Raw genomic sequence first — 24591 nt, forward strand, 5'->3', positions numbered from 1 at the left:
GAAATATAGATTAATATGCAAGCAAATAGGATACTGATTTTAGTGCATTTTTGAAAAATTTAAACCGTCCCTTCCGGGTGTCACTGAATTGAAAATAAAAAGTCAGAGACTTTTCGGAGTGGACTCACCCATGTAAGGTTGAATTTGATCTTTCTTCACCTCCACATTTATCATTCGATCGATCAAATGATACAGCTGTTTTTTTAAAACTTCCTGTCCGTTGGGAATTTGTTGTTGAACGAAATTCTTTTTCAACATCTTTTCCAGCGCTTTGATTTTGTTTATTTCTTTGGGAAGAATAAGCGAAATGGAAACTCCTTTTTTATTTACCCGGCCGGTTCTGCCGCTTCTATGGGTATAAACTTCGTTATCGTCGGGAAGATTATAATTGATGACATGGGTGAGATCATCTACATCCAATCCACGGGCGGCAACATCAGTTGCAACCAACAATTGGATGTTGCGAATCCTGAATTTTTGCATCACGGTATCACGCTGTGCTTGTGAGAGGTCCCCGTGAAGTGCATCGGCATTGTAGCCGTCCTGCATGAGTTTTTCGGCCATTTCTTTGGTTTCCTGTCGGGTTCTGCAGAATACGATACCATAGATGTCGGGGTTAAGATCGACGATGCGTTTCAGTGCAGCATATTTATATTTTTCGGAAGTCAGGTAATAGACATGTTCTACGTTAACGGCTCCCGAATTTTTGGTTCCAACCACAATTTCTTCATAATTCTTCATGAATTGGTGTACAATGTTGGCGATTTCTTTGGGCATGGTTGCCGAAAAAAGCAGGGTGCGTCGGGTTTCGGGCGTTTGTTTCAGAATGGACTCAATATCGTCTCTGAATCCCATGTTGAGCATTACATCCGCTTCATCGAGAACCAGGAAACGAATATCTGCCGTTTCCACTTTTTTGCGTTTCATCAGGTCCATTAACCTGCCGGGAGTAGCCACAATGATTTGCGGCGGCACAGCCAACTGTTTTAGTTGTATCCGGATATCTTCTCCTCCATATACCGCTACCACCCTCATCCCTTTCAGATGATTGGAGTAATTTTTCAGTTCGTTGCTGATCTGAATGCACAATTCGCGTGTTGGCGACAAAATCAAGGCTTGCGTTTGTCTTGCGCTCTCATCCAGCATGTTGAGGATAGGAAGGCCGAATGCAGCCGTTTTCCCTGTCCCGGTTTGGGCTAAAGCCACCAAGTCTGAATCTTGATTTTGGATGAAAGGGATAGTCCTTTCCTGAATGGGCATAGGTTGTTCAAATCCGAGCTCTTTAATTGCGAAAAGAAGCTCGTCTCTCAAATTTAATTCTTTAAAAGTCATTTTATTGTTTTTGATACACGTTTTTGAGAGGCAATCCCGCGAAAATGATCATTTTTTATTTGAATGATAAAACGTGTATCCTCAGCTGAAAATTTCAATGTGTGATATTTTGAATTTTGGATATTTCCTCGAAACGTATAGTTGTTTATAATAATCGAGCTGCAAAGGTAGTAAAAAAATAAAAGGATAGATGTATTTTGCTTAAATTTATTCCATATTTCGGTCTTGGCGTCCCATTCTTCCATGTCCACTCCCATTTATCGACCTTATCCGGTACGAGAAACTCAGCAAGAAATAGCTTGTCAATGCGTTAGTTTCCGAATCGGACAGGTAGTTGGAACCGACATTGCGACTGATATTCAAGCGTTGCTGCAAAATATCGTTGAAGAGCAAGCGCAATTGCCCTCGATTACCTTCCAAAAACGATTTACTGATTTGTGCATTCCATATTACTTCGTCTTTGTTGTATCCCGTCGAAAGTCCCCGATTTGCCGTCCACCGGATGTCGCTCGAGATAGAAAATGATTTGGGCAGCGTGAGTTGGGTATTATACGAGAGGTTGTATCGAAAAGAACGTTGTGATTTCAGGTGTTCAAGCGAATAATTGGTATTGGAGTAGTTTACGGTTCCCCGAAATTGTCCGTAAAACCAATCGTTGTTATAGCTCAGGCTTAAGGATTCCGCAAGCGTGGAGGTTTGGGAAATATTTTTTTGGCTCTCCTTGCTCACGCGTGTGTAACCAATTTGGTTTCGGTATCCAAGATTGGTGTGAGTGGTAAATTTCAACTTCATTTTTTTGTCCAAGGCACCGGAATAAAGCAGTGTTCCATTGGTGTTCCATGATCCGCTGACATTTATGGGCATGGTATGCTGGATACCGTCTTCATAGGAAGTGAAATTCACAATATCGTTTTGGATATAACTGTAATTGCATGAGGCAATTAACGAACGTTGTTTTTCTCTGTGGTTGTAATTGAATTCCAGCGAACCGTTATGTGTGAACGATGCAAGCAAATCGGGATTGCCCGTTCGAATGTTTAGCGGGTTTGTCGTATTGGGTGTGGGATCGAACTGGTCTATGGAGGGTTGCCGTGTTCTTCCATTGTATCGAAACCGGATATTTTTTCGGATGTTTTTGTCGCCCAAACGATAGTTGAAATCGAGTTGGGGTGCATAATTTATTGCTTTCCTTGCTCGAGGGTCGTATAATACAGAATCTACTCCGTTTTGGAACCAGTCGGCAATGAAACTTTTGCTATTGATGTACATTGGTGCTATATTGATGCCGAGATTATAGGCGTATTTTGGGAGTTGTGCACGAAAGTTTATTCGAATGTTCTGTGTTGTGGTCAGATTATTGGAACTTTTACTGAATTCCGGATTGAGACGAACATAGTCGAGCAGGGTAGAATCGTAGTCGAACGTTTTTCTCAGGTTTTCTGTCGTGGTGCGTTGGATGTTGTAGGAAAAATTGAGAAAATAGTTTTTTGCAATGGGTTCAACATAGGTAAATCTCAAATTGGATGCGTTGCGATTGGCGTCGGTATACGATTGCTGGTTGAGTTGGGTTAGTCTGATTGTCGGAACATGGATGGCGGTTTCCGAAATGTTGTTGTCGGTGCCGTTGTTGTGGCTTGTAAAGAAAGATCCGCTTAAACTGATGCGTCGACCCCTTGGTGAAAGTTTGCGGGAAATGTCGAGTCCCATTGCGACATCGGTTCCTTCGGAATTTAACCGGTTGTTGGAGAAGCTCTCATTTGCCATTTCTCCAATTTCCGAATCGATATGTGTTTGCTGAGCAGAAGATCGGCGCGACACTGAACCGTTGTGCGAAAACGAAGGCGAAAAGATAATCGTGGTAAGCGTATCCGGCTTATATTCCAATTTTGCTTCAACAGAAAAGTTATCGGTGAAATTGCGGGATGAAGAGTTCGAAAAACGATAAGTCGTACTGTCGTTTTTAAAGAAGTTTAAGCGATTGTCTTTTCTGCTTACGTTGTTGTCGCTGTAGTTATAGGTAATATTCCCTACTGCTTTCAATTTATTGTTGATACGATTAGCCGTATTTATACCGAATACATTCGAACTGGTGATTCCTCCGCCGTCATTACCTCCTCGTCCCATGCTGATGGCATTTTGTCGGCTGGTGGAACCCCTTTCATTGATGTTGTTGGCATTGGCGATCAGTGAGAGCTGATCGTCGTCCGAAAACTTGTTGGCATTCCCGTTCAGCGTATATCTCGATTGGCCGGCCGACGGTTGTCGCGTCATATTTCCTATTCCCCCATTCACATTCCCAATCCATCCTTTTTTCATCCCCTTCTTAATGGTAATGTTGATAATGGTCTCGGGATCATCGTCTTCCACACCGGTCAGGATAGCCAGGTCAGATTGTTTTTCGATTACCTGGATTTTGTCAACCATATCGGCATTGAGGTTTTTGGTTGCTATTTTGGGGTCGTTCCCAAAAAATTCCTTTCCGTCCACAAAAACTCTCCGAATGGTTTTGCCTGTTGCCGTGGTGATTTTTCCTTCGGCATCGACTTCGATGCCCGGAAGTCTTTTCATCAAATCTTCCACCACAGCTCCTTCAGGTACTTTAAATGCTGCGGCGTTGTATTCAACGGTGTCTTCCCGCACTTGCATTTCCGGAACTTGGGCAACCACGGTAATCTCATTTAGCCTAACTTCAGAGGGTGACAGAGTGATGGTGCCAAGATCGATTTTTTTGGAGGATGTCGGCAATAATTCGATTACCTTTTCGGCAGAATTGTATCCGATATAGCTGAATCGCAGTTTATAGTTGCCCTGCGAAATATTTTTCAATTCGAACTGACCGTTTCGATTGGTGTAAGTGCCGGCAATAAGTGAATCGGTTTTAAGGTCTATCAGCGAAATCGTTACCCATTCCATTTTGGTTTGATCGACCGAATCCGCTACCACTCCCCAAACTGTATAGTTGTCGATCCCATTGTCCGTTGCCTTTTGTGCTTTCAGCGATAATAACGGCAACCAAAGGAACAGTAGTATCGAGAATTTAAAATAAGGACGCATCCCTTTGTGCTTTTATTCTTTTTCTGAATGTTATTTTAAAGAAAGGTTTAATTTCTACATTTCGATTCGCGACAACAGTTTGTGGGTGTTTTTCATGCCGGCTTACCGGTAAAAAACGGGATATCGGTTGTGAAAGCGGTAGCCGAACCCCAACATCAGGTAATTGGGGTCCTTGAAATTCTGCAAGTTGTAGCCGATATGGATGAACGAGTTTCGGGAAGTTTCTATTTTTAGCGCCAAAACCTGATAGAAACCTTTCAGGTCGCCTCCTCCATGTATTACGTTGGCACCCAATCCTATATTTACCGAAAAGAAAGGCATGACATATTCTGCCCGCGCAGAAAGTCCCAACGCCAATTGGTTTTTAAGCGGCGGTTTATAAAATGTATAGCCGGGATCGTCTCCTCCAATAGGAACAATATAATCCTCTGTGTAGATATTGGCGCTGCTGTCGTAAACGCCGTCTACCGAGATGCCGGTGCGCAGGCGGTATCCGATGTTATAGAAGGAGGTAAAATTGAATCCCGTTACTTCGTACGTTTCCGGCGAAGCAAGCGGATTGTCGTTAAAAACAACCCCTTTTCGGCGCCACGAACCGAATGCAATCAGGTCGTAACTGAAGTGACGTTGGAAGGCAGGGATGGGCGGCTGCTGTGTTTTCTTCGGAAAGAACGATTCATTTCGGTTGAAATTGTATATTAATGCCATTTTCACCCCTGCCGTATTCAGTCCGGCATTGGGGAAACGTGTATTGCCATTCGAAAAATGGGTGAGCGTGATACCTGAAGTGAGATCGATTTGAGAGGACAGCACCCAATTGAGATATAAATTCGTATTGAGATAGGCGTTGATTTTCGAACCGATGACGACATTATTCGGATTGTTGTCGGGGTCATAAGGATGCCATCCGGATGACAACCCGAAATTCCATTCGTAGTTGAGGGTCAATCGAGAATCGAATTTAGCCAAACTTCCTCCCTGCAACAAATACACTGTAGTGGGATTCCCGATTTCTTTTTGATTCCCGAAGGTATAGTATGCCAGTCCTATTCCCTGATACGGCCCTCCATAAATGTGGTCGACACAGGAAGAGGCAGAAAATTTGAAGGCATATCGCAGATGTGCAGAAAGCCCTCCTCTGAGTGCTTTCAATTGGTCGTTTTCTCCTTTCAGGAATCGATTTGTAGGGATGATGTATGCCGGTCGCACTTCCATCCCCAATTGATGAATAAAATGATTTGAAAGCGGAATTGAATCTTCAAGATCACCGGCAACGGAAAGTCCGGATATGAGAAATATTCCGCTTGAAAGGAGCAATTCTTTCCACATACTTTTTTCGATTTGTACACCGTTACCGGCGCTGCAAAAGTATAAATTATTTCGATATTTTTCGGTTTTTAATGTTTATAGAGTCAACCGGCAAGTGCGAATTTCGGGTATTGGGGTATTTGGCTCGACGAAATTTTTGTTCGACAAGTGCGTTTTGCGGGCTTTTTATTGCTTGTTCTTCGCTCTTCCTTCGCTTCTCCTTCGCTCTTCCTTCGCTTCAAGGCCGGAACAGCAACATCGGATTCCGTGAGACCAGTGTAAAACAAACCTGCCTCTTTGCCGCATGTGAAGCGGGATACAGCGGTGAAGGCAGAACAAACTTCATGCGAGGATGACGGAAGCCTGATGCAAGCATGGAGCGAGGATGGTGCAGCCTTGGTACGGAGAAGGTGCGGAGAAGGTGTGTCTTATCCTGAAATGCGTTTACCGGTGGAATTACTCACTTCACGGGGACACAGAGTTAAGCATAAAAGTTTATTTTTGTAGTATGAGAAACCAAAGAACACGTTTTGGAACATGTTATTAATTTATATACTTTTGTATTATTACTCCGATAGCGCAGAATATACAGAAAGTTTAGGTTTCTTAAAAGAAGTTATATTGGAAATAATTAAAGCAGTAGACGAACAACAAAGAAATATATCAACAGGATTGACTTTGCTTAAAATGGATATTTTTGCTTGTCCATATTTGGATAATGAATTCAAGAAAAAAGTTTTATCTCTTTTTGGTGTTAAAGAAAACACTAAACAAGAAGAAATAATAAATTATTCAATGAAACAAAAATCATGGGTTATTAAATGGAAAGGATTTAATATGAATTACGAGTTAAATGCCAAAGTTTCTCAAGAGGTCTATTCATAAAATAAATATAGTGTTTCGCAACAAACTTCAAACACATTACACACTTTGTGGTTCATTTTCTTTCTTTTGAGAAGGTACAAAAAACACCTTTGAAGTTTGGGGCGTTTTTTGTTTTAATCGATACAATTTATGCCCGAATCCCAAAACATAGAATATAAATCCGTTTGGAAAGACGAATACCTCAAATGGATATGTGGCTTTGCCAATGCCCAGGGTGGTACGCTCTACGTTGGTAAGGACGATAACGGCAATGTGGTAGGGGTGAAAAACGCCAAGAAATTATTGGAAGACTTACCCAACAAGATAACAACCGTTCTGGGAATTGTGGCAGCCGTGAACCTCCACGAAACGCCTGAAGGCGATTATATAGAGATTGTCGTTGAACCACACCCCAATCCGGTAAATTACAAAGGAGAGTACCATTTTCGAAGCGGTTCAACCAAGCAAGAACTGAAAGGGGCTGCTTTGGATAAGTTTCTGTTGCATAAATATGGCAAAAAATGGGATGGGGTTACAATTCCAACGGTTCAGATATCTGAGTTGAAACAAGAATCCTTTGATTTTTTCAAAAAAAAAGGAATTGAAGCAAAACGACTTGATGAGAAGTGCCTGAAAGAATCTCCTGAACAGTTACTTAATAATTTGAAACTAATTGAAAACGGCTATCTAAAACGGGCTGCAATCTTGCTTTTCCACCCTGACCCTGAAAAATTTGTTACAGGTGCATATATCAAAATTGGCTTTTTCCGCTCTGAAAGCGATTTACTGTTTCAAGATACCATTCACGGCAACTTGTTTGAGCAGATTGAAAAAACAATGGAATTACTTTTTACCAAGTACATACGTGCATTGATAAGTTATGAGGGGATTTCTCGTATTGAAACCTACGAATATCCGATAGCTGCATTGCGTGAAGCTCTTCTAAATGCCATTGCACATAAAGATTATGCAGGTTGTACTCCTATTCAAATTCGGGTTTATGCTGATAAAATAAAAATCTGGAACGAGGGTCATTTGCCCGCAAACTGGACAGTTGAAAGCCTTTTGCATGAACATTCTTCACGCCCGTATAATCCTGATATTGCTAACGCATTCTTCCGTAGCGGCTATGTGGAATCGTGGGGACGAGGCATTGAAATAATGACTGAACAATGCACTCTGGCAAAATTACCCCCTCCAATAATCACAAATAATGGCAGTGATTTTTGGATTATTTTCCGCAAGGATATTTACAATACAGCAGATTTGAGCTCGTTAGGTTTAAGCGATAGACAGATCAAAGCCATACTGTATATAAAAGAAAAAGGAAAAATAACAAATAGTGAATACCAGTCCTTGAATTCCGTATCTAAAAGAACTGCCACAAACGATTTGTCTGAATTAGTCTATAAATACCGGCTGATTAATAATATCGGTTTTGGTGCAGGCAGTTACTATGAACTGAGAAATGGGCAATAATTGGGCAAATTGGGCAATATTGGGGCAATAATTGGGCATTATGTGTAATATCAAGCTAATGCCAAAACCAGATGATATCGGTGTAACCTTAAAAAACTCTAGAGCCCAAGGTAAAAAATAACTGGCTGGTGAAATAGTGGAAGAGTATGTTTTTGCTGTGGTTGGCTCCCTGTGCTGTTCTTTTTATATTCAGCCGGGCTATATTGATTCTGATATTTTTGGATAAGCATTCCTATTGGGCTGAGTATATTGAATGTTATTTTGTTAAACGATTTTTTGGATTATCCGGCTGATATGTTAACCGGTAAAAAAATCTACTCCTATGATAAGAAAAATCCAATTCATGTAGTCTACTTCAACACTTTATTCAATTCGCTTTCCAGTTTAGTGTAGTCTTCGATACGGGCTACAACATCCCCTTCACGATTGAGGATGAATGCAGTGGGCAGATTGCGGACATTATACCGTGAGAGAAGAGGAGAGTAAACCGATTGCGGATCGCGAACCGTTATCCAGGGAACATTGATGGCTGCATTTTTCCAGATATGTTCGTCAGAGTCAAACGAGATCTGATACACTTCGAATCCCCGATTCTTATAGCGTCTGTAGATATTAGTAATGTGCATGTTGTGTTCGAAAGAAAAATCGGAATTGTACACCGTGAAATCCAGTAGCACTACGTTGCCTTTCAACGATGATAAAGCTACGTTGTTGTTATTTACATCAGGGAGCACTACATCAGGGAGCGAAGATTCGATGGTTATAGGAATGTTATCCAACAGTTGTGCCTGCCGTTCCTGTTGCTTGCGCATTTTCATTGCATTGATGGTAAAATCGTACAAATGTTTGGTACGGGGTGTTTCGGGATAAAAATTATGCCATGAAGTGGCTACCGCTCCAAACATCACATAGTCTTTCTTGTCGTAAGGATCGAAGATGAGATAATCGCCGATTTTCTGAAAAACGGCATAATAGGCTGCCGCACTTCCCGGATTACCAAGAATGATTTTGGATGCAAAAGTTTTGTATTCGTTTACTATCGAGTCGAGTTGGCTGAGATAGGTTACATCATCGATCATTTTTTCTTTATGTTTTTTTCCTAACTCTTCTATTTTCTTCGCTGTTTGCCGGTATTGATGGTTGATTTCCCTGATCTGGTCGTTAACCGGTGAATTTTCTACCCGAAACGTATTGAACAGGTCTTTAGCATCGCCGGTCACCCGAAGTGTTTCTGTGGAATCCACTGCAAAAATTGCGACTTGATGGTCGAGACGCAGCTGATAAAATTCGGGATTTTTGGGTGCTGGCACTTTAAATTTGAAGGTCCCTTTTGGACTTAATTTTACCGAATCGACCGGTTCTATGCCACCCAATCCCAAATGTTCAAGATAAAGAGTATCGTTTTTTTGGACAGAAGAAAATTCACCTGTTACGACGAATGACTTTTTATCGGATTTGCAGCTTGTAAGCATTCCTATTATTGCGAATGTCACGACGAGAAAAGAATACGCAAGGTGTTTCATAAAGGGAAAAATAATTTATGGTGTGCAAACTTACTTATTTTTTTGAGAAAACGGAAAAATTCGTTGTTGAAAAGATAAAAACAAAAGGAAAGGGAAAAGAGCTATCCTTCGAATTTTCAATATTATTTAAGCCTTGAAAGCAGCGGGAATCAAAACTTTATATTAACTTTGCATAATTTTTCAGACGTAAAAAATATAAGCAATCAAATTATTTATGACGAATCCAATTGTAAAAGAAATTCAGTTGTCGGATGGACGCATAATCACGATCGAAACGGGAAAACTGGCCAAACAGGCCGACGGCTCCGTTACCGTTCGGATGAATAACACCGTTCTTTTGGCAACGGTTTGTGCTGCTAAGGATGCTACGCCGGGAACCGATTTTATGCCTTTGCAGGTAGAGTATCGGGAAAAGTTTGCATCCTTCGGGCGTTTTCCCGGAGGATTCATGAAACGCGAAGGGAAACCTTCCGATTATGAAATTCTGGTGAGCCGATTGGTTGACCGTGCACTCAGGCCCTTGTTCCCGGACGATTATCATGCCGATGTTTTTGTGAATATCATTCTTTTTTCTTCCGATGGCGAAGATATGCCCGATGCACTGGCAGGGTTGGCTGCTTCGGCGGCATTGGCTGTTTCGGATATCCCTTTCAACGGACCTATTTCGGAAGTGCGCGTGGCACGTATCGACGGCCAATTTGTAATTAATCCCACTTTCAAACAGTTAGAAAATTCCGATATCGATATTATGGTGGGGGCTACCATCGATAATATTTTGATGGTAGAGGGCGAAATGGATGAGGTTTCGGAAGCAGAGATGCTTGAAGCCATTAAATTTGCTCATGAAGAAATAAAGAATCAGTGCCGGGCACAAATGGAGCTGACCGAACTTTGTGGTAAAACCGTGAAGCGCGAATATTGCCACGAGGAAAACGATGAAGAGTTGCGCAAGGCTGTATGGGATCAGTGTTATCAGAAAGCATATGAAATTGCCCGCTCGCAAAATGCCAACAAGCATGAGCGTACAGAGGCTTTTGAAGCAATACAGCAGGAATTTCTTGAATCCATTCCGGAAGAAGAACGCGAAGAGAAAGCGCCGTTGGTGGCAAGGTATTACCATGAGGTGGAGAAAGAGGCCATGCGCCGCTGCATATTGGACGAAGGCAAACGGTTAGACGGAAGGACTTCTACCGAGATACGCCCTATTTGGTGCGAGGTGGATTGCCTTCCAGGCACACATGGTTCTGCCATTTTTACCCGTGGTGAAACGCAATCGCTCACGACCGTTACGCTGGGAACAAAACTCGACGAGAAAATCATTGACGAGGTATTGGTTCAGGGTGAAGACCGTTTTCTTTTGCATTATAATTTCCCACCTTTTGCTACAGGGGAAGCCAGACCGCAGCGTGCTACAGGGCGTCGCGAAATAGGTCACGGCAATCTTGCCCTGAGGGCACTGAAGCGAATGATTCCCAAGGATTATCCTTATGTGATCCGTGTTGTTTCGGATATTCTGGAATCCAACGGTTCTTCATCGATGGCGACTGTTTGTGCCGGAACGTTGGCGTTGATGGATGCCGGGGTGAAAATAAAAAAACCGGTTTCGGGTATTGCCATGGGATTGATTTCGGAAAACAAGGGGGAAAATTACGTTGTCCTTTCCGATATTCTTGGCGATGAAGATCATCTTGGCGATATGGACTTTAAGGTGTGCGGAACACGCGATGGGATCACTGCCACGCAAATGGATATTAAAATGGAAGGCTTGTCATATGAAATTCTCGAAAAAGCACTGGCTCAAGCCAAAATTGGAAGGGAATTTATCTTGAACAAAATATTGGAAACGATTTCCGAACCGCGTCCTGATCTTAAACCGCATGCACCTCGCATCGAAATCATTGAGATACCCAAGGAATTTATTGGTGCCGTTATCGGCCCTGCAGGAAAAATCATTCAGGGCATTCAGCAGGAAACAGGCGTTACCATTGCCATCGATGAAGTCGGGAATAAAGGGCGTGTGGAAATTGCGGCAAACAATAAAGAGGCAATCGATGCTGCTTTGCGCAGGATTCGAGGCATTGTGGCTGTTCCCGAAGTGGGTGAAGTGTATGAGGCTACCGTGCGTTCCATCATGGTGTATGGGGCTTTCTGCGAATTTCTTCCCGGCAAAGACGGACTGCTGCACATTTCGGAAGTGAGCTGGGATCATCTTGACAAGATGGAAGATTCGGGTCTTAAAGAAGGGGATAAGATCTCCGTGAAATTGGTGGATATCGACCCCAAGACCGGGAAGTTTAAGCTATCGCGCCGAGCATTGCTGCCTCGTCCGCCGAAACCCGAACATCCCAAACAAAAGACCAAATAATAGAACTATTCATCTAAATTGCCTATTCATGGTTATATAGCGAATCCTCAGGTAAGGATTCGTTTTTTTGTTTATAAGGCATAATATCGTTTCATTTTATTATTTTTTGTACCTTTGCGCAAGTCGAATTGTAAAGTCAATCCCTCATTCATTGACTTTTTTGTTTTTTATTGATGGATAATAGAGATAAACAACTTCTTTTAGGGGCTGAGGCTGTAGCTCAAGCCGCTTTGGATGCAGGAATATCGGGAGTGTATGCATATCCGGGTACTCCTTCTACGGAAATTACCGAGTACATTCAGCAATCACCGCAAGCAAAGGAAACGGCTGTACGATCGACATGGTCGACAAATGAGAAAACGGCTTACGAGGCTGCTTTGGGGATGTCGTATGCAGGAAAAAGAAGTCTGGTTTGCATGAAGCATGTGGGTCTGAACGTGGCTGCAGATGCTTTCATGAATTCGGCCATAACGGGTGTTCATGGCGGATTGGTGGTGGTAGCAGCCGATGATCCTTCGATGCACTCGTCGCAGAACGAACAGGACAGCCGGGTATATGGCAAATTTGCCATGATTCCGGTGATGGAGCCTTCCAATCAGCAAGAGGCGTACGATATGGTGCGCTGCGCTTTTGACCTTTCGGAAGAGATGCAGCTGCCTGTGTTGCTGCGCATACCTACCCGTCTATCGCATTCGCGATCTGTAATCGGGCGGTCGGAAATAAGACCTCAAAATCCGCTGCATCCTGTCACCGACAAAATGGGGTGGGTACTTTTGCCTGCTATTGCCCGAAAAAATTATCAACTACTGATCGACAAGCAGCCGAAATTGGTGGCCTTATCCGATGCGTCGATCTTCAATATGGAGCGGCCGGGAGAGGGCAATAAGGCAGTAATTGCTTTCGGCATTGCGTATAATTATGTAATGGAGGTCATTACGACATACCGGTTGAATATTCCTATTCTGAAAATATCGCAATATCCTTTACCTGAAAAAAAGGTTCGGCAATTTGCGGAAAGATATGATTCTATCCTGATTGCCGAAGAAGGGTATCCGGTTTACGAAGAATGGCTGAAAGGATATTTTGGTAACGACAAGTTTCGCGGGCGACTCGATGGTGCGCTTCCTCGCATGGGCGAACTTTCGCCTGATGCGTTGGCTAGGGCCCTGGGTGTGGAAGCCGAAGCACCGCGGGATATTCCCGAGATTGTGGCAGGACGGCCTCCCATGCTTTGTGACGGATGCGGACACCGCGATCTTTTTGAAGCCATAAACCGTGCATTGGAGATTTATCCGTATCGGCATGTTTTCGGCGATATCGGTTGCTATACATTGGGGGCATTACCGCCATACAATACTATCAGCACGTGCGTGGATATGGGTGCTGCAATTACCATGGCGAAAGGGGCTGCCGATGCAGGTATTCGTCCGGCTGTGGCCGTTATCGGCGATTCGACATTCACGCACTCGGGAATCACGGGCCTTTTGGATGCCGTTAATGATGGTTCTCCGGTGACGTTTATTATTTCCGATAACTCGACTACGGCTATGACCGGTGGCCAGGATTCTGCCGGTACAGGGAAATATGTCGATATCTGTAAGGGAATCGGCGTGGATGAGGCTCATATTCGAACGATTATCCCGCTGAAAAAAAATCTTGAACAAAACGTTGCGATATTGAGGGAAGAATTTGACTACGAAGGGGTGTCGGTGATTATCTCGCAACGGGAATGTGTTCAGACCGGAGTGAAACATAGAAAGAAAAAAGCTCAACAACAAGATTAGGTTATGCGAAAAAACATCATTATATCGGGGGTTGGGGGACAAGGAATTCTGACGATGGCAGCCATCATCGATTTGGCAGCCATGAACCTCGGACTCCACGTAAAACAAGCCGAAGTGCATGGCATGAGTCAGCGTGGGGGAGCTGTGGAATCGCATTTGCGGATATCCTCGGAAGAAATTTATTCGGATTTGATTCCTCAGGGAAAGGCGGATGTCATTCTTTCTCTTGAACCGATGGAAGCGTTACGCTACCTGCCTTTTCTTTCTCCTGAAGGCGTTATCATCACGGCTAAGGAGCCCTATAAAAATATTCCCAATTATCCCGACGAAACGGAACTGTTGAAAACCGTAGAAAAATCCACTGCACATGTGTTGGTAGAAGCTGCCTTGTTGGCACGTCAGGCCGGGAGCCCCAAAACATATAATATCGTGATGCTGGGAGCAGCGTCTCCCTATCTCGATATCGATCCCCGAGAGTTGGAGCAGGCCATTACGCATTATTTTTCTTCGAAAGGTGAGGCGGTGGTCAACATGAATTTACAGGCTTTCCGCTTGGGATTGTCGAATAATCCGAATTAATCAACCATTTATGATACTATATCCTGAAATTGAATGTGCCGACAGGCAACAGTTGCATGAGTTGCAAAGCAAGCGGTTGGCAGAAACCGTAAAACGGGTGTACGAAAATGTGCCTTTTTACCGGAACAAATTTAAAGAAAAGGGAATTGAACCCGGCGACATTAAAAGCGTGGATCAACTGAAAGATCTGCCGTTCACGACTAAAGCCGATCTTCGTGACAATTATCCTTTCGGATTGTTTACCGTGCCTCAAACCGATGTGGTGCGGATTCATGCCTCGAGCGGAACAACGGGAAAACCTACAGTGGTGGGATATACCCGGAACGATATCGAAATTTGGGCGGAAGTGGTTGCCCGAGGACTAACCATGGCGGGAGTCAACAAAGACGATACCATACAGATTTCATACGGTTACGGCGCTTTTACCGGAGGATTGGGGTTGCATTACGGTGCCGAAAAAGTTGGGGCAACCGTCATTCCCAGTTCTACGGGAAATACAAAGAAACAAATCCAGTTCATGACCGATTTCAATGCTACGGTACTCGCCTGCACGCCATCGTATGCAGCTTATTTGGGAGAAAACCTTTTACAGGCCGGTTTATCGCCCAAAGAAACCAAACTGCGAATTGGCGTGTTCGGAGCAGAGCCTTGGACTAACGAGATGCGTCTGCAGATTGAGAAATTGTTGAATATCAAAGCTTACGATATTTATGGATTGAGCGAAATTATTGGTCCGGGCGTGTCGATGGAATGCGAATGCCATTGTGGTAACCATGTGTGTGAAGATCATTTTATCCCTGAAATCATTGATCCGGAAACGTTGGAGGTGTTGCCTTATGGCGAGCTCGGAGAATTGGTATTCACTACCATTACCAAAGAGGCCATGCCGCTGATTCGGTATCGTACTCGCGACCTGACACGTTTGTATCCCGAAAAATGTGCCTGCGGACGTACGCTGGTGAGGATGGAAAAATGCTTGAGCCGTTCGGACGATATGCTTATTATTCGTGGCGTGAATGTCTTTCCGTCACAGGTTGAAGCTGTGCTGATGGAAATGGTGGAAACATCGCCCCATTATCAGATTATCGTCGGTCGTGAAAATAATCTCGATACGCTGGAAATTCGCGTTGAGATTAACGAACATTTCTGGTCGGACAGTATCCGCGAACTGGAAAACATCCGTCGCCGTATCGACCACAACATCACGAGTGTACTAGGTATCAGTGCTGTAATCAAATTGGTTGAACCTCACAGTATTGAACGCTCCGAGGGAAAAGCAAAACGTGTTATCGACAATAGAAACCTTTAAAAGAAAGACGCTATGATTATTAAACAATTATCGGTGTTTCTCGAAGATAAATCGGGAAGGCTTACCGAACTGACCCGGATTCTGGCAGAGAACGATATCAATATCACTGCTTTGAGTCTTGCCGAAACTGCTGACTATGGCATTGTACGTATGGTTGTGGGAAGACCTGATTTGGCTAAAGAAGTACTCGAAGGTGCCGGTTTTTCCGTTGGCCTTACCGACGTGGTGTGTCTGCGTATGCCGGATAAGCCGGGAGGATTGTATTCCGCTTTGCGGATATTGGCGGAGAACAATGTCAATATCGATTACATGTATGCTTTTTCGAATAATGGAGTGGCTTTGGCAGTTATTCGTGCAGCAGATATCGATCAGGTAATTGATGTGTTGCAGCAAAACAAAATGCAACTGATCAGCCAGAGTGAAATCTATCAGATCTGACATCAATACGGATTGTGATGGATAAGCTGAAAGCCTATTTTAAAAAAGATCGTTTTGCGGCACTATGTGGTCTTGAGCTGGTGGAATGCAGACCCGGATATGCTAAAGTGCAGCTAAAAATCAACGATGATCACTTTAATGCAGCCGGTGTTGTTCACGGGGGTGTGCTTTTTACGATGGCCGACTTTTGTTTCGGATCGGCAGCTAATGCTTATGGAAGAGTGGCGTTGAGTATCAATTCTTCCATTACTTTTGTGGCTAAGGGAACGTCGGGTATTTTGACCGCTGAAGCTCGTGAGATCGGCAGGAGCAATAAACTGTTGACATACGATGTCGATATTCGTGACGAAAATGAAAAATTGCTGGCTCATTTTACCGGCATGGCTTATGCCACACACGAAGAAAATCAATTTTAACCTCATAAAAAAGAATTAATTATGCCTCGATTTGCAAGTAGTGTTTCTAGCCTTCGTTCATCGGAGATACGCGATCTGATGAGTGTTGCTACGGCTCCCGATATCATTTCGTTTTCAGGCGGAATGCCGGGTAACGATCTTTTTCCTCTCGACAGTCTTGACGAAATTTATCGTTCGCTCACCGACAAAGAAAAACAGGTTGCCCTGCAATATGGTCCTACCAACGGATTGCCTTCGATGTTGGAATCGCTGGAAACATACCTTGAGAAGAAAGGATTTCCGGTTAAGGAAAATCGCTTGATGATGACTACCGGATCACTCCAGGCGATTCACATTCTTGCTAAAGCATTCATCGATCCGGGGGATACCGTTTTGGTGGAAAATCCTTCTTTTATCGGGGCTTTATCGGCTTTCCGTTCCTATGAAGCCAACCTGGTGAGTGTTCCGCTTACGGATGTGGGTATCGATATCGAACAACTGAAAATAAAGTTGGAAAACACCCGGACAAAGCCCAAATTTCTGTATTATTGTCCTAATTTTCACAATCCGGCAGGAATCATTTATTCCATGGAAGTGAAACAACAGATGATTGAGCTTTTGAAAGATCAGGATATCGTATTGATTGAGGATGATGTGTACAGTGATCTTTATTTTTACGAAGAAGATGTACCGAAAATGAAGCTCATTAAGGCAATGAATCCCGAAGGAATTGATGTGTGTTTTACCGGTTCGTTTTCTAAAATTCTCGGACCCGGATTGCGATTGGGCTGGATGCTTGTGCCTAATCATATCTATCGGAAATGTGAACTTATCAAACAATCGATCGATGCTTGCTCGCCGAGCATATCGCAGGTGATTGCCGACAAGTTTGTTCGAGGAGGATATATCTACAATTATACGGCGCGTGTGCGTCAGGAATATAAAAAGCGAGGTCTGGCCATGATTGAGGCACTGGAGAAAAATTTGCCTTCTTATGTTACTTTTGAGAAGCCGCGTGGTGGGTTTTATATCTGGTTGCATTTACCGGAAGGAACAGATGCTACTCCTATCCTGCAAAAAGCGCTTGAAAAAGGAGTAGTTTTTGTTACCGGGAAGACTTTTGACCCCGATGGCATAAAGAATGATGCCATGCGTGTTTCATTTTGCAATACGGATGAAGCAGCGATTCAAAAAGGCATTCCTCTGCTTGCCGAAGCCATACGCGAGGTATGCGGATAGCAACAATATATGGAATGGAGAAAAAACGAGAGGGGGGTCCGAAAATTTTCAGATACCCCCTCTCAATGAAACCAATGAGAAGTGAAAAAAATGAAAAATAGCGGTATTTCTAAAACAAATTAGGAATAATAAGTGAAAAGATCAGTATCGCCATACCGATAACCAGAAAGGCGACTGCTTTTTTGCCGGCACCAACCCACTCTTTGAGAATAATTCCCCAGACGTTGCTGAAAACAACATTTAAGGACATCAGAATGCTCCATGAAAAAGCCATCATCACACTGCCGGGTTCGAAGAAGCTTTGCCCCATCCCCAATCCGAAGAATTGCGAGTACCACAGCAGACCTGCCAAGGCACAGAAAAGGAGATTATTGATTAAAACGGAACGTGATGAACGCTTGATTTCACCTGTCGTTTTGTTTTTTCGGTTCATATAGGTGCAATACACGAAATTTGTAACGAATCCGCCTAAAGTTACCAGTAATGTAACCGGATTTTGTGCAAATAGTGCTTTAGCACCGTTGGCAATGGCTGCTTCTTTTATCGGAATACCCGCATTCAGGCCTAAGCTGAAACAAGCACTCATTACACCTGAAAGAAGAGCGATGAGCAATCCTTTTTTCAGTGCAAAATCTTTTATGGCTTTTCTCTTTTCTTCTTCGGACATATTTTTCGAGCGGAGACTACCCGCATATCCCACCAAAGCTATACCGACTAAGGTTACGGCTACAGCCAGCAACAAAACCAATCCTTCAGGCGATAATAAGTTCATACCCGACATGACAGCCGGGATAAGCGTGCCGAATGCGGCACAAGTTCCTAAAGCCACGGATTGCCCCATCGCTATACCCAGGTAACGCATACTCAAGCCGAAAGTAAGTCCGCCGATACCCCATAATACACCAAAACCTACAGATTGCCATGCAGCGGATGAGTGTGTTGAGTATATCTCGATGAGGTCGGGGAGCGAACTTGAGATGAATGCGCCAACTAAGGGGAAAACCAGCCATGCAAAAATTCCCTGCATAAGCCAGAAGTTTTCCCACGACCATTCTTTTATTTTATTGATAGGAACGTATGAGCTTGATTGACCCATACTTCCTAAAGCGATAATAAAAAGACCGATAATGGTATTCATCTTTTATTTTCTTTTTGAGGTAACTTCGTCTTCGTAGCGTTCAATCTCACGAATATACTCGTCACCCACAGGAACGCCCTGTTTATGACAGTAGTAGTTATAAACGGCATTCCACGGCATGGCCTTCAATTCTTCGAGATAAGCCATACGTTGGAAATTTTTGTTTTCCGGTTCAAAGCTTCTCAGCTTATCGGTAGGTTCGAGAAGTGCCTGCAGCAGGGCTTTCTGCGTCGAACGGATACCTACCGCATATGCTCCGATACGATTGATGGAGGCATCAAAGTAATCCAATCCTACATGAACCCGATCCCTATTACCTGAACGTACGATTTCCTGAGAAAGGGCTAATAATTCGTCGTTCAGAATCACCACATGGTCGCTATCCCAACGTTCGGGGCGACTTACGTGAAGGTTGATTTCAGGAACAAAAAGGAGCATCGACGATATTTTATCCGATATCACTTCGGTTGGGTGAAAATGTCCTGCATCCAGCGTCAGCATCATGTTGTTTTTAACGGCATATCCCATATAAAATTCATGCGATCCAACTACGTAACTTTCGCTGCCGATTCCGAATAGTTTGCACTCTACGGTATCTTTAAGGTAATCGGTGCTGATTTTTTCGGAAAGCACCTCATCCAAGGATTCTTTCAGTAGTTGCCGATGAGCTAACCGCGATACGGTTTTGTCTTTTTCGCCGTCGGGGATCCAAATGTTATGAATACAAGGATCACCCTGTTGACGACCTATTTCGGCGGCTATTCTGCGGCAACGACGAAGGTGCTCTTTCCAGAAATTGCGGATTTCCGGATTAAAATCAGATAGCGTGTATCCGTTATCAGCTTTGGGATGAGAGAAAAAAGTGGAGTTGAAATCCAATTTGATGCCCAATTTTTTTGCCCAGTCGATCCACGATTGAAAATGTTTCGGCTCTATTTGGTCACGATCGACAAATTCTCCTCCAAAGTCGCCGTAAATAGCATGCAAACTTAATCGGTGTTTTCCGGGAACGAGGCTAAGCACTTTTTCGATGTCTTTCCGTAATTCTTCTATTGTACGGGCTTTCCCAGGATAATTACCGGTAGCTTGGATTCCTCCGGTAAGTTCTCCTTCCGGGTTTTCGAATCCCGAAACATCGTCGGCTTGCCAACAATGAATGGAAATAGGAATTTCGTTTAGTTTTTCGATGGCTTTATCCACATCAATTCCCAATGCCGCATAGTGTTCTTTTGCATTGGCATACGCTTTGTTAATCTGTTCTTCTTTCATGACGATATTTATTATTAAATAATTGGTAAGTATTTGTTTATAGTTCTTTATAAACTTTCAGGTAGTCGTAGTAATGTTTATCCCATAATAAGGTGTTATTGGGCGTGAATGTGGTGAGTTCAACCGAATTGCGTACGATTTCTCTCATTTGGGATTTGTCTTGTACCAATCCTGCAGCCTTTGCCTGTAAAAGAATATTTCCCATTGCCGTTGCTTCGGAAGGACCTGCAATTACAGGCATGCCGATGGCATTTGACGTAAAGGTGTTTAGCATATTGTTTTGTGATCCGCCACCGATAATGTGGAGTGTTTCGATTGGAAAATCGGCCAGCTTTTGTAGGTTTGTCAACACCTGTTTGTACCGGAAAGCAAGACTTTCGTAGATACATCGGGCAATTTCACCCATGGTTTGAGGAATCGGCTGGTTCGTTTCTTTGCAATAGGTTTGAATGGCTTCAATCATAGAAATCGGAGCGGCAAAACAGGGTGCATCGGGATTGATGAAAGAGGTAAAGGGTTGGACTTTTTCTGCTTCTTTTACGATTTCGGCGTATGTTACACTTTTTTCTTTTTCCCATTCTTTCTTGCATTGTTCGATAAGCCACATGCCACATATATTTTTTAGCAATCGGATGGAACCATCGGCACCTCCTTCGTTAGTGAAATTTAGCGAAAATGTTTCTTCGTTTATGACGGGTTTTTTCGATTCGATGCCCATTAGTGACCATGTTCCGGAGCTAAGGTAAGCAAAGTTTTCGTTTTTTGCCGGCGTTGCCAGTACAGCTGAAGCCGTATCGTGACCTGCTACGGCGATTACCGGAATATTTCCTGTATCTGTTTGTTGTTTCACGGAATCGGATAAGGTGCCTATGGGTGTTCCTGAAAACACAAGAGGTGCGAAATTGTGTTCCGACAAACCGACGGCTTCCAGCAAAGAAGCATCGAACGTTTTGTTGTAGGGGTTCATCATTTGTGAGGTAGAAGCAATGGTATATTCGGTAACCATTTTTCCTGTCAACAGATAAGAGAGTGCATCGGGCATGAAAAGAACCTTGTCGATGACGGGATAAATGGAACTGTTCCTTTCTTTTAACGTAGCCAATTGAAACAACGAGTTGAAATTCATGATTTGAATGCCTGTCTTGTTGTATACTTCCTCTTTGGGTATTTTTTTGAAGAATTTTTCGGGAGCGCCAAAGGTGTGAGTGTCTCTGTAACTGTAGGGCATGCGTAGGGGCTCACCATCGTTTCCGAAACATACAAAATCGACTCCCCATGTATCGATTCCGAGGGAATGAATATCAATTCGTTGTTGGTTGATTTCTCCAAGTGATTTCAGAATCTGCCGGTATAGATATAATAAATCCCAGTAAAGATACCCATTGATATCGATAATGGGATTTGGGAAACGATTGATTTCATTTATTTTCAATACATCGTTTTTTATGGTTCCGAGAATAGCTCTCCCGCTTGTTGCACCTAAATCGACGGCTAAGAAAGAGAAGGATTCGTTTTCATTCATAAGAAATTAAATAAAAATGATTCATAACTTTTCGTACAAAAATAGGGATTAATCTGAAAAATAGGACTAAGAAAAATGATTTAAAAACTACATTATTTGACATTTTTGATAAAATCGAAGAAAAGTTTTCAAAAAGGTCAAATAGTGTAGTATAAAAATCAAATATTGTATTATATAAAAGGTATAAAATAAGTACATTTGCACGTAAACATTCATATTCAAATCATTTATCTATGGCAGTTGTGGTAATTATGCCCAAACAAGGGCAATCGGTGGAAAGTTGCATTGTTACCGAAATAAAAAAGAAAAAGGGGGATACTGTGAAAAAAGGAGATATCCTGTTTTCTTATGAAACAGATAAAGCATCTTTTGAGGAGGAGTCTCCGGTTGATGGCGTAGTGCTGGAATGTTTCTACAAAGAAGGGGACGAGGTTCCGGTATTGAAAAATATGATGATTATCGGACAACCCGGGGAAGATTATTCGGCATTACTGGCTGAAAGTCAACCGATGGGAGGTGATCATGAGGAGATAAAAAAGGTTGAGGTCGAAGTAGATTTACCCGAAGCAGCGATTGGCGCAGCACAGCCTCAAATCGATCAGGAATCGGTGTTTATCTCTCCTCGAGCTAAAAAATTAGCAGAAAAAGAAGCGGTGAATGTTTCGTCCATAAGCGGTACAGGACCCCATGGAAGAATTATTGAGAAAGATGTGAAAGCTGTGATTGAAAACCGACCGAAAATGACGCCTCTGGCAAAAAAGATTGCTGCAGAAGAAGGTTTACAACCTCAAGAGGTGGGTACAGGATTGGCTGGTATGGTACGTGCAACAGATCTTGCAGCACCTGTGAATCCGGTTTATGCTAACGACTATGAGGATAGAAAAATATCGAATATACGGAAAATTATTGCTCGTTCCATGTATGCCTCGTTGCAGAATTCGGCACAGCTCACGCACCATCTTGGTGCTGATGCCCGTCGGATTCTCGAACTTCGTAAGCAAGTGAAAGCAGCGATGGAAGCCGGAACGCTTACTACCAACATTACGTTGAACGATATGGTGTGTTTCGCCGTGATCAGCGCATTGAAGAAATTTCCGAATGTCAATACGCATTTTTTGGGCGACACGATCCGCTATTTCAAAAAGGTACATCTGGCTCTTGCGGTAGATACCGATAGGGGATTGATGGTGCCTGTGGTTCGCAACGCCGACGATTTATCCATCGAGGGTTTGACAAATCAATTGAAAGAGGTTGCCGCAGCCTGCCGCAAAGGGAGTATCAATCCCGAACTACTGTCTGCTGAGGCCGGTACATTTACGGTGTCCAATTTGGGTAATTACGGAGTGGAAATGTTTACCCCCGTTATCAATCTACCTCAAACAGCTATATTGGGTGTAAATACAATTGTTCCCCGACCGAAAGATTTGGGCGACGGTGTATATGCTTTTGTTCCTTATATCGGATTGAGCCTGACTTATGATCATCGGGCACTGGATGGTGGAGAAGCTACCCGTTTTCTGAAACAGATCGCGGTGGAAATAGAAACCCTCAAATTGGATATTTTTTGAAAAAAACAGTAAAATCGTAAATGTAATTAAATAAAATGCTATGTTCGATTTATTGATTATAGGAGGAGGACCGGCAGGCTATGTGGCTGCCGAACGCGCAGGACATAAGGGTCTTAAGGCGCTTTTGTTCGAAAAGAAAGCGATGGGGGGTGTTTGTTTGAATGAAGGTTGCATCCCCACAAAAACTATGCTCTACAGCGCCAAAACCTACGAAAATGCGTTGCACGGCGATAAATATGGTGTGTTTGTGGACAATGTTCGTTTCGATTACGGCAAAATTGTCAGTCGGAAAAACAAAGTAGTCCGCAAGTTGGTGCTGGGTGTGGAAGGTAAAATGAAGGCAAGCCAAGTTACCGTGGTTAAAGGCGAAGCCCGGATTCTCGGGAGAGGTGCCGGCGGCATCGAGGTTGGCTGCAACGGTGAAAGCTATCATGGGGCCAATTTATTGATCTGCACAGGATCGGAAGCATCCGTTCCACCTATTCCGGGATTGGCCGAAGCAGGTGATATTGTGGTTACCAACCGCGAAATTCTGGATTTGAAAGAGCAACCGGAATCACTTGTCATTATTGGAGGTGGTGTAATCGGGATGGAATTTGCTTTCTTTTTCAACAGTTTGGGAACAAAAGTGACGGTTGTGGAAATGCTTCCCGAAATACTCGGCGGATTGGATGGGGAAATTTCTGCCATGTTGCGCGATATTTATGCCAAGAAAGGAATTGAATTTTATTTGAATGCCAAAGTTATTCAGGTAGACGGCAAAAAAGTCGTTTTCGAAAAAGACGGAAAAACACAAACCATTGAAGGTGAAAAAATATTGTTGAGCGTTGGTCGTAGGCCCGTTACCAAAGGGTTCGGACTGGAAAAACTGAATGTGGAGTTGAAAGGAAACGGCATCAAGGTCGACGAAAAAATGCGCACCAATGTGCCCGGTGTTTTTGCTGCCGGTGATGTAACCGGATTTTCATTGCTGGCACATACGGCCATGCGAGAAGGCGAAGTGGTGGTAAACAACCTGACCGGTCGTAACGATGTGATGCGTTACCAAGCCATTCCGGGTGTGGTTTATACCAATCCTGAAGTTGCAGGAGTGGGTGAAACGGAAGAATCGGCCAAAGCCAACGGCATTGCGTACCGCGTATCCAAACTCCCCATGACTTATGCAGGCCGTTTCGTAGCCGAAAATGAAGGAGGAAATGGGCTTTGCAAAATACTGACTGGCGAAAAACGCGGAGAAATCATCGGCGTGCATATGCTGGGAAATCCTAGCAGCGAAATGATTTATGGAGCCTGCATGGCTATCGAACAGGAAATGACGGTGAAAGAGATGCAAGAAATTGTTTTTCCTCATCCTACGGTAAGTGAAATTATCAAAGAAACCCTTTTTACTTTTTAAAACAAGTCAATACACACAACTTAAAAATG

The 24591-nt window shown here is 43.3% G+C and carries 19 protein-coding genes; 12 read left to right on the forward strand and 7 right to left on the reverse strand.

The window, feature by feature from the left end; translation table 11 throughout:
• Positions 1–102: 102 nt before the first annotated feature.
• The 3 genes from OLM34_RS08620 to OLM34_RS08630 form a co-directional block, all read right to left on the reverse strand.
• Entirely contained in the window at positions 103–1332 is a 1230-nt protein-coding gene (locus OLM34_RS08620; RefSeq protein WP_264406662.1) for a DEAD/DEAH box helicase, read from the reverse strand.
• A gap of 207 nt (positions 1333–1539) precedes the next feature.
• Positions 1540–4386: a TonB-dependent receptor gene (locus OLM34_RS08625; protein ID WP_264406663.1), complete on the reverse strand. Its 2847-nt coding sequence runs from the start codon at positions 4384–4386 to the stop codon at positions 1540–1542.
• A 102-nt stretch (positions 4387–4488) separates the two neighbouring features.
• Positions 4489–5715 carry an acyloxyacyl hydrolase gene (locus tag OLM34_RS08630; RefSeq protein WP_264406665.1) on the reverse strand — a complete coding sequence of 409 codons (1227 nt, stop codon included), beginning with the start codon at positions 5713–5715 and terminating at the stop codon, positions 4489–4491.
• Between the two features lie 276 nt (positions 5716–5991).
• Between OLM34_RS08630 and OLM34_RS08635 the strand changes: the two genes are divergently transcribed.
• From OLM34_RS08635 to OLM34_RS08645, 3 genes are all read left to right on the forward strand, one after another.
• On the forward strand, positions 5992–6201 hold the full coding sequence (locus OLM34_RS08635; protein ID WP_264406666.1) for a hypothetical protein: 210 nt from the start codon (positions 5992–5994) through the stop codon (positions 6199–6201).
• A 114-nt stretch (positions 6202–6315) separates the two neighbouring features.
• Positions 6316–6579, forward strand: a complete 264-nt coding sequence (locus OLM34_RS08640; RefSeq protein WP_264406668.1) for a hypothetical protein — start codon at positions 6316–6318, stop codon at positions 6577–6579.
• 129 nt (positions 6580–6708) lie between these two features.
• Positions 6709–8037 carry an ATP-binding protein gene (locus OLM34_RS08645; RefSeq protein ID WP_264406670.1) on the forward strand — a complete coding sequence of 443 codons (1329 nt, stop codon included), beginning with the start codon at positions 6709–6711 and terminating at the stop codon, positions 8035–8037.
• A gap of 350 nt (positions 8038–8387) precedes the next feature.
• On the opposite strand, the gene OLM34_RS08650 is transcribed toward OLM34_RS08645, so the two are convergent.
• On the reverse strand, positions 8388–9509 hold the full coding sequence (locus OLM34_RS08650; RefSeq protein WP_264406671.1) for a TlpA disulfide reductase family protein: 1122 nt from the start codon (positions 9507–9509) through the stop codon (positions 8388–8390).
• A 265-nt stretch (positions 9510–9774) separates the two neighbouring features.
• Between OLM34_RS08650 and pnp the strand changes: the two genes are divergently transcribed.
• From pnp to OLM34_RS08685, 7 genes are all read left to right on the forward strand, one after another.
• The gene (gene pnp, locus OLM34_RS08655; protein WP_264406672.1) at positions 9775–11925 is read left to right on the forward strand and encodes a polyribonucleotide nucleotidyltransferase; all 2151 of its coding nucleotides are present in this window, start codon (positions 9775–9777) and stop codon (positions 11923–11925) included.
• A gap of 173 nt (positions 11926–12098) precedes the next feature.
• Positions 12099–13709: a thiamine pyrophosphate-dependent enzyme gene (locus OLM34_RS08660; RefSeq protein WP_264406673.1), complete on the forward strand. Its 1611-nt coding sequence runs from the start codon at positions 12099–12101 to the stop codon at positions 13707–13709.
• 3 nt (positions 13710–13712) lie between these two features.
• Positions 13713–14288 (forward strand): indolepyruvate oxidoreductase subunit beta, encoded by a 576-nt coding sequence (locus OLM34_RS08665; RefSeq protein ID WP_264406675.1) that lies wholly within the window; start codon positions 13713–13715, stop codon positions 14286–14288.
• Positions 14289–14298: 10 nt separating this feature from the next.
• On the forward strand, positions 14299–15597 hold the full coding sequence (locus tag OLM34_RS08670; RefSeq protein WP_264406677.1) for a phenylacetate--CoA ligase family protein: 1299 nt from the start codon (positions 14299–14301) through the stop codon (positions 15595–15597).
• Between the two features lie 12 nt (positions 15598–15609).
• A complete protein-coding gene (locus OLM34_RS08675) occupies positions 15610–16035 on the forward strand; it encodes an ACT domain-containing protein (protein WP_264406678.1) in 426 nt (141 codons plus the stop codon).
• A 17-nt stretch (positions 16036–16052) separates the two neighbouring features.
• Positions 16053–16451 (forward strand): PaaI family thioesterase, encoded by a 399-nt coding sequence (locus OLM34_RS08680; protein ID WP_264406680.1) that lies wholly within the window; start codon positions 16053–16055, stop codon positions 16449–16451.
• A 21-nt stretch (positions 16452–16472) separates the two neighbouring features.
• Positions 16473–17669 carry an aminotransferase-like domain-containing protein gene (locus OLM34_RS08685; RefSeq protein ID WP_264406682.1) on the forward strand — a complete coding sequence of 399 codons (1197 nt, stop codon included), beginning with the start codon at positions 16473–16475 and terminating at the stop codon, positions 17667–17669.
• 109 nt (positions 17670–17778) lie between these two features.
• On the opposite strand, the gene rhaT is transcribed toward OLM34_RS08685, so the two are convergent.
• From rhaT to rhaB, 3 genes are read right to left on the reverse strand one after another with little or no spacing between them, the layout of a single operon-like run.
• Positions 17779–18807: an L-rhamnose/proton symporter RhaT gene (gene rhaT, locus OLM34_RS08690; RefSeq protein ID WP_264406683.1), complete on the reverse strand. Its 1029-nt coding sequence runs from the start codon at positions 18805–18807 to the stop codon at positions 17779–17781.
• A 3-nt stretch (positions 18808–18810) separates the two neighbouring features.
• Positions 18811–20076 carry an L-rhamnose isomerase gene (locus OLM34_RS08695; protein ID WP_264406684.1) on the reverse strand — a complete coding sequence of 422 codons (1266 nt, stop codon included), beginning with the start codon at positions 20074–20076 and terminating at the stop codon, positions 18811–18813.
• 37 nt (positions 20077–20113) lie between these two features.
• Positions 20114–21598, reverse strand: coding sequence for a rhamnulokinase (gene rhaB, locus OLM34_RS08700; RefSeq protein ID WP_264406687.1), 1485 nt, complete (start codon positions 21596–21598; stop codon positions 20114–20116).
• A gap of 233 nt (positions 21599–21831) precedes the next feature.
• Here rhaB and OLM34_RS08705 point away from each other — a divergent pair, with 233 nt between their 5' ends.
• The gene (locus OLM34_RS08705; protein WP_264406688.1) at positions 21832–23166 is read left to right on the forward strand and encodes a dihydrolipoamide acetyltransferase family protein; all 1335 of its coding nucleotides are present in this window, start codon (positions 21832–21834) and stop codon (positions 23164–23166) included.
• A 40-nt stretch (positions 23167–23206) separates the two neighbouring features.
• Positions 23207–24562, forward strand: coding sequence for a dihydrolipoyl dehydrogenase (gene lpdA / locus OLM34_RS08710; protein WP_264406689.1), 1356 nt, complete (start codon positions 23207–23209; stop codon positions 24560–24562).
• Positions 24563–24591: the final 29 nt, after the last annotated feature.

The sequence above is a fragment of the Anaerorudis cellulosivorans genome (genome assembly GCF_025943985.1).
GTDB lineage: Bacteria > Bacteroidota > Bacteroidia > Bacteroidales > Dysgonomonadaceae > Anaerorudis > Anaerorudis cellulosivorans.